This is a genomic window from Coleofasciculus sp., assembly GCF_046539235.1.
Classification (GTDB): domain Bacteria; phylum Cyanobacteriota; class Cyanobacteriia; order Cyanobacteriales; family Coleofasciculaceae; genus Coleofasciculus.
This window is the reverse complement of sequence record NZ_JBKHHI010000449.1, coordinates 1-5,120: the sequence shown is the minus strand read 5'-3', so window position 1 is coordinate 5,120 and position 5,120 is coordinate 1. Positions and strand designations below refer to the sequence as shown.

General features: G+C 46.2%; 3 protein-coding genes. All 3 read right to left on the bottom strand.

All coding sequences use genetic code 11. The annotated features are described in order from the left end of the window. Positions 1 to 282 precede the first annotated feature (282 nt). Complete coding sequence (locus tag ACLFWI_RS26460; RefSeq protein ID WP_446410783.1) at positions 283 to 2,862, bottom strand: single-stranded-DNA-specific exonuclease RecJ; 2,580 nt, start codon at positions 2,860 to 2,862, stop codon at positions 283 to 285. Between the two features lie 209 nt (positions 2,863 to 3,071). After that, a complete protein-coding gene (locus tag ACLFWI_RS26455) occupies positions 3,072 to 3,626 on the bottom strand; it encodes an NUDIX domain-containing protein (RefSeq protein WP_446410784.1) in 555 nt (184 codons plus the stop codon). 1,001 nt (positions 3,627 to 4,627) lie between these two features. Continuing rightward, a complete protein-coding gene (locus ACLFWI_RS26450; RefSeq protein ID WP_446415398.1) occupies positions 4,628 to 5,017 on the bottom strand; it encodes a hypothetical protein in 390 nt (129 codons plus the stop codon). Between the last annotated feature and the right edge of the window lie 103 nt (positions 5,018 to 5,120).

The window sequence follows — 5,120 nt, the reverse complement described above, 5'->3', positions numbered from 1 at the left end:
AAACCCGTTAAAACGGGTTCGTGTTTTGTCCGGTCAAGTTTTGTTCGAGCAAGCATCAAGCCGGGAACTAAAGTTCCGGCTAAATGCTAAAACCCGTTAAAACGGGTTCATTTTATGTCCGGTCAAGTGGTTGCGCTGTCTTCACCATAAATAAAACTCATCAAAACCCTTGCACCACTATCAGGAAAATGTACCCTTGCTCCCCCAGCTTCCAGACGCGCCATGGCACGTCTCTACATTGCTTCCCCGGCTTCCCCCGCTTCCCCTCACCACAGCACTTTTTCAGCAGCCCCTATTTGTTGATAGCGCTAACATTCCATGAATGGTGGATAAGGGAACCTGATAAAAATAGTGACGCAAAAATTGTTCTTCTTCGACAGCGGATAAAAAGAGTTGAATGCTTTCTTTTGTGGTTGGATCGATCGCGTCTCCATCCCACTCCCCAATTGACCCACTGATTTGGATTGACCCGCCTTGGTGGGTTACCTGAAACCCTAACCCAGAAAGGGCGGTGAGTCCCCGATGTAAGGTGCGATCGCTTAATTCTAACTTGTCTTGCAATTGCCCTAGGGTAGCGGATTTCCCAGTGCGACTGAGGAATTTAGCTAGTCCGACTAATGTCTCCCACACCTGGCGGGATGAGAGTTGAGGCGGTGGCGGATACGCGATCGCTAATTTTCGTTCGCTTTGCATCGCCCGTCTAAACCAGAGTTGCAATTCATCCCAACTGGTGGGACATTCGCGAACGGTTAACGGATCACTGGGTTCAGAGGTGAGATTTTTCCCGGGTTCGCCTACTAAGGCGGGTGGCGTCAAAGGATTGGACATCGACAGCAGGTTCTCGCTATCCTCCTGCATCCCATCGCGCCAATCTAAAATCCAATCCAGTTGACTGGGAAGATTAAATGAGGAAATCCTATCCCCCGATTGAACCGCGACTAAGCGCACTTCGGGACGTTTTTTAAAGTTATTATAGTCCAGTTCTACAATCGCATTACATCGACCTTTGGGAACTTCATCGCGATAATGTCCCCACCAGATCCCTGGAAATCCCATACTTGTGGAATCATCCCAGATTTCTAATTCGGTTTTAATATATTGTACTTTTTTCCCTTTCAAGTCCTGGGTATTACGATTCCAAACTGATTCAAACCAGCAGTTTTCAATTAGCAATTTGGGAATCGGATTTCCCATGCCACAAGGTTCTAAAAGTTTCAGTTCCTGGAATAACGGTTTGCCTAAAGCCGCAACCGTTACGACAATATCAGCGGTAACTACCGGGGATAACAAGGCGTCTTGGGCGGCGAGTTGTTGGCGTAACTTTTGATTAATCCCTTCGCTAAATAAGGGAATATTTTCTACAGGTAAACTTAACCCGGCGGCAAAGGGATGTCCGCCGAATCGGTGTAAGAGATGGGCTTGGGATTGGACTAATTCATACAGGTCAATTCCATTCACGGAACGGGCAGAACCTCTGGCGATCGGTAAAGTGTTGAGTGTTGAACCTTCGCCACCCTCGTAGGGAACCTGGTTTTGAGGGTGTAGGGGCAGGTTTAGGGAATTTAGTTGCCCTATTGGTGATAACCTTTGTTCAAAACCCGCCCTAACAGAATGTTGAGTTAACTCTCCTTTCTCCTTTGTCTCCTCTGCATCTTCGCCGCCCCACTCTTCGCCTGTACTTAATAAAACTGTCGGGCGTCCATATTCCTGGGCAATTTGACCCGCGACTAAGCCTAATACTCCGGCGGACCATTGGGGATCATCTAGGACAATAACACAGGTGGTTGATAGGTCAAGTTGTGCTAGTTTCCGTTTAACCTGTTCCGTAATATCTTTCTGTAAGGATTTGCGGCGACTATTAGCTAATTCGGTTTCTAAGGCTAAGGTTTGAGTATAGGCTTCATCGCGACGGGTTAATAATTCCACACAAAAAGATGCATCCCCCTGAATCCGACTTACTGCATTAATTCTTGGACCTAAGCCAAAGGAAATATCTGTGGGGCGATCGCCATTGCGTTGACAGAGTTCTAAAAGTTTAGCTATACCGGGACGGGTGCGGGTTTTCAATTGTTGCTGTAACTTTTCAATTCCCCGTTGGGCTAAATAGCGACAATCACCACTCAGTTGGACTAAATCAGCAATTAAACCAATTGCTACTAAATCTAATAAATCTTCTAAAGATTGTTGGGGAATATCGGGTAATGTTTGATACAGTGCCTCGACTAACTTATAGGCTACCGCCACACCAGAGAGATGAAACAGGGGATGGGTTTCGGCAAAGTAGCGAGGATTGATAATCGAAACGACGTTTGGGCGCTCCTCTGGCAATGTATGATGATCGGTAATAATGATGTCTATTCCTAACTGATCAGCATAGTCAATTTCGCTGAGATTTGTGCTTCCCGTATCGCAGGTGACAATCAGTTGAGTTCCTGATTCTGCTAGTTGGTCAATTCCTGGACAATTCAAGCCGTGAGATTCGGTGAGACGATTGGGAATGTAATAGGTGAGTTGTTGATTCTGCGGCAAAAACTGCCCCAATCCGTCCCATAAAACGCTGGTTGCGGTAATTCCATCTGCGTCAAAGTCTCCCCAAATCGTTACTTTTTCCCCCTTATCCCGCCCTTGCTGCAATCGCTGTACTGCCCGTTTCATTTCCTGACCAAATTCAAAGGGACTCGCGGGTTGATATAAGTCGGGATTAATAAATCCAGCTAATTGATTTAACTCCCGAATTCCGCGTTGCCATAATAATTGGGCGGCGTAATATCCGTCTGATGCGGGGGCGTAGGATTTAACCGCATCGAGGAACCATTGGGGAACATTTGCAGAGGGTTGAACGTGCCATTGGGGTTGAGGCATAAGTCGGAGGGGAGGAGAGTTTGGCAAGATGGTTGACGGTTCGACGGCGTGAGTTGAAACAACGCCCCTATGAAAATCTTATCCTGAGTTGCGCTCAAACGTAGTAGATAGGAAGAGCAGGGGAAGCCGGGGGAGCGGGGGAAGCCGGGGGAGAGAAAGTTATATCTTTGAATGCCAATGAGGATATCCACCGTTAAGTGTTATTTTCTCTACCTATTTAAGGTGATTAAGGCTTGGTAGAGGATTTTTCGCTTTTCTGGGGAATTGGTTTGAATTAACCAGAGAAATTGACTTGCTTTTACCCACTGATAGTGATAGATTTCGGCTGAGTTAGGCTGAATTATGGCTTGGGAATCAGCAATAATTAGTGCGGCAAAATAGGCTTTACCAATCATTCGCGTCTTATCGATCCATCCATGCATAGAATAAACCAAATCCCGTTCATCGCGGCGATAGTGGGGAAATAACCGCTTACCCACCCAGAGACTGCGGCGGAATTGCACCTGAGATTCGGTTAATCCTAATTCTGTCTGTAAGCAGCGCATCGCCGCCCCGTGCAGGGTTTCCCCCAGATGGATTCCTTCTTGGGGAGGCATCCAAATTGTGCGATCGCGTTGGGGTTGGACCAACAGATAATGTTTTTGGGGTTCCGTGGATTCTATCAGGCAAATCACCTCTGGACGAAATCCGGTTAAATGCAGGCGATACTCCCGGTTAAACATCCACTTGTACCCAAATTTTAACCAGTCCAGTTCTAAGTTCATAGCCGATACCCGCCAATTCTATGCATGATTGCTTTTAGGGTATCCACTGACTGGAATAGGGTTTTTCCAAATAATGGTTAACGGCTATAGTATCGCCAAGTTATCGTAGTTTGATGGATTGGTATAGCACTATCGGGATACGTTAGGACATTCCCCTGTTGCCTGTTGCCTGTTGCCTGTTGCCTTTTCACCCAATTTTATTGTCCTAACCTCAATGCGTAATGCTATATTATCCAGGCGCACCTCCGCGCATCCAGCCAAATCGTCGCTAAATCGTTGCAAATCATCACCAAATTGTAGGGTGCTATCTTCGCAGCATAACGCACCTTTAATTAATAATTTGGCATCAATTAAAAAATGTAGGGGCGACCCACTTACATCAATCAACAACACCAATTTATAGCAGTAGACACATCGATTAGTACAAACAAACTGTTGTAGAGACTCCTCCGCCGCAACGTCTCTACCATAAGATACCTCCTAACCGCTATGGCGATTGCTATATTCAATTTTGTCGGGTCGCCCTTTACTAAATTTGCGGTTGAGTAAATCAATCTTATCCCGTTTCAAGATAATCCAATTTCCTGAAATTTTGCATCAATTAAGCATTCATTCAAACCTGTAGGGGCGACCCGCTTGCATCAATGGGAAATACCCGCCCACTCAATCAGGTCGGGTCGCCCTTTACTCAATGGGCGGTTGGGAATTAAGCTGTCTTGGATTTTAACCTAATGGTTTAGGTAAGGACACGGAATTAGCGTGTACCTAAGTTTCCAACTAATCCGATTTAACCCAGTCGGTAGGGTTAACTTAAAACAACGGTCTGACGGTTTTTTACTCGTCAGGGGTTTCCAACTAATCCGATTTAACCCAGTCGGTAGGGTTTTCAGAAAAAATGACGAATGTTATCTGTGACAAGTGTTTCCAACTAATCCGATTTAACCCAGTCGGTAGGGTCGATTACAATAATGGGTATCTCCAACGGAGATAACAGTTTCCAACTAATCCGATTTAACCCAGTCGGTAGGGAGTTCATCTGACAGCCCTTGCCCAGAAAGGGTTTCAGCCGCCGAATCGACACCACTGCTGAAATTATAACCCACCCGCGCCAAAATTGAACAAAACACACGCCTCAAACCCTCTCCCAGTAAGGCATCGACACCACTCAACGAAAAATATAGGGTTTCAGCCTTATGGCGAGTGGTGTAGATGAACCCAGGAAAACTCCCCTCAACCCCAGACACCATAAGGCTTTCGCCGACACAGTAAAGGGCGACCCGAGTCAATTGAGTGGATACCGTCGTTACTTTATGCAAGCGGGTCGCCCCTACAGGAACATTAACGGTTACAGCTTCCCAATAAAAAGCGGATTTTGTTGATATCTTATCCATCACTATCCCAATTAAACGGCTAAACCCGCCCCGACAGGAACATTACAGCACTTTGCGCTGTAATAAAGTACAGTAGATCAAAGTCCCCCTTCAGATCCCCCTC

What these genes read in the sequence shown, in the direction of transcription:
- ACLFWI_RS26450 (WP_446415398.1), bottom strand. Translation starts at nt 5,017, where the DNA reads ATGGATAAGATATCAACAAAATCCGCTTTTTATTGGGAAGCTGTAACC.
- ACLFWI_RS26455 (WP_446410784.1), bottom strand. Translation starts at nt 3,626, where the DNA reads ATGAACTTAGAACTGGACTGGTTAAAATTTGGGTACAAGTGGATGTTT.
- ACLFWI_RS26460 (WP_446410783.1), bottom strand. Translation starts at nt 2,862, where the DNA reads ATGCCTCAACCCCAATGGCACGTTCAACCCTCTGCAAATGTTCCCCAA.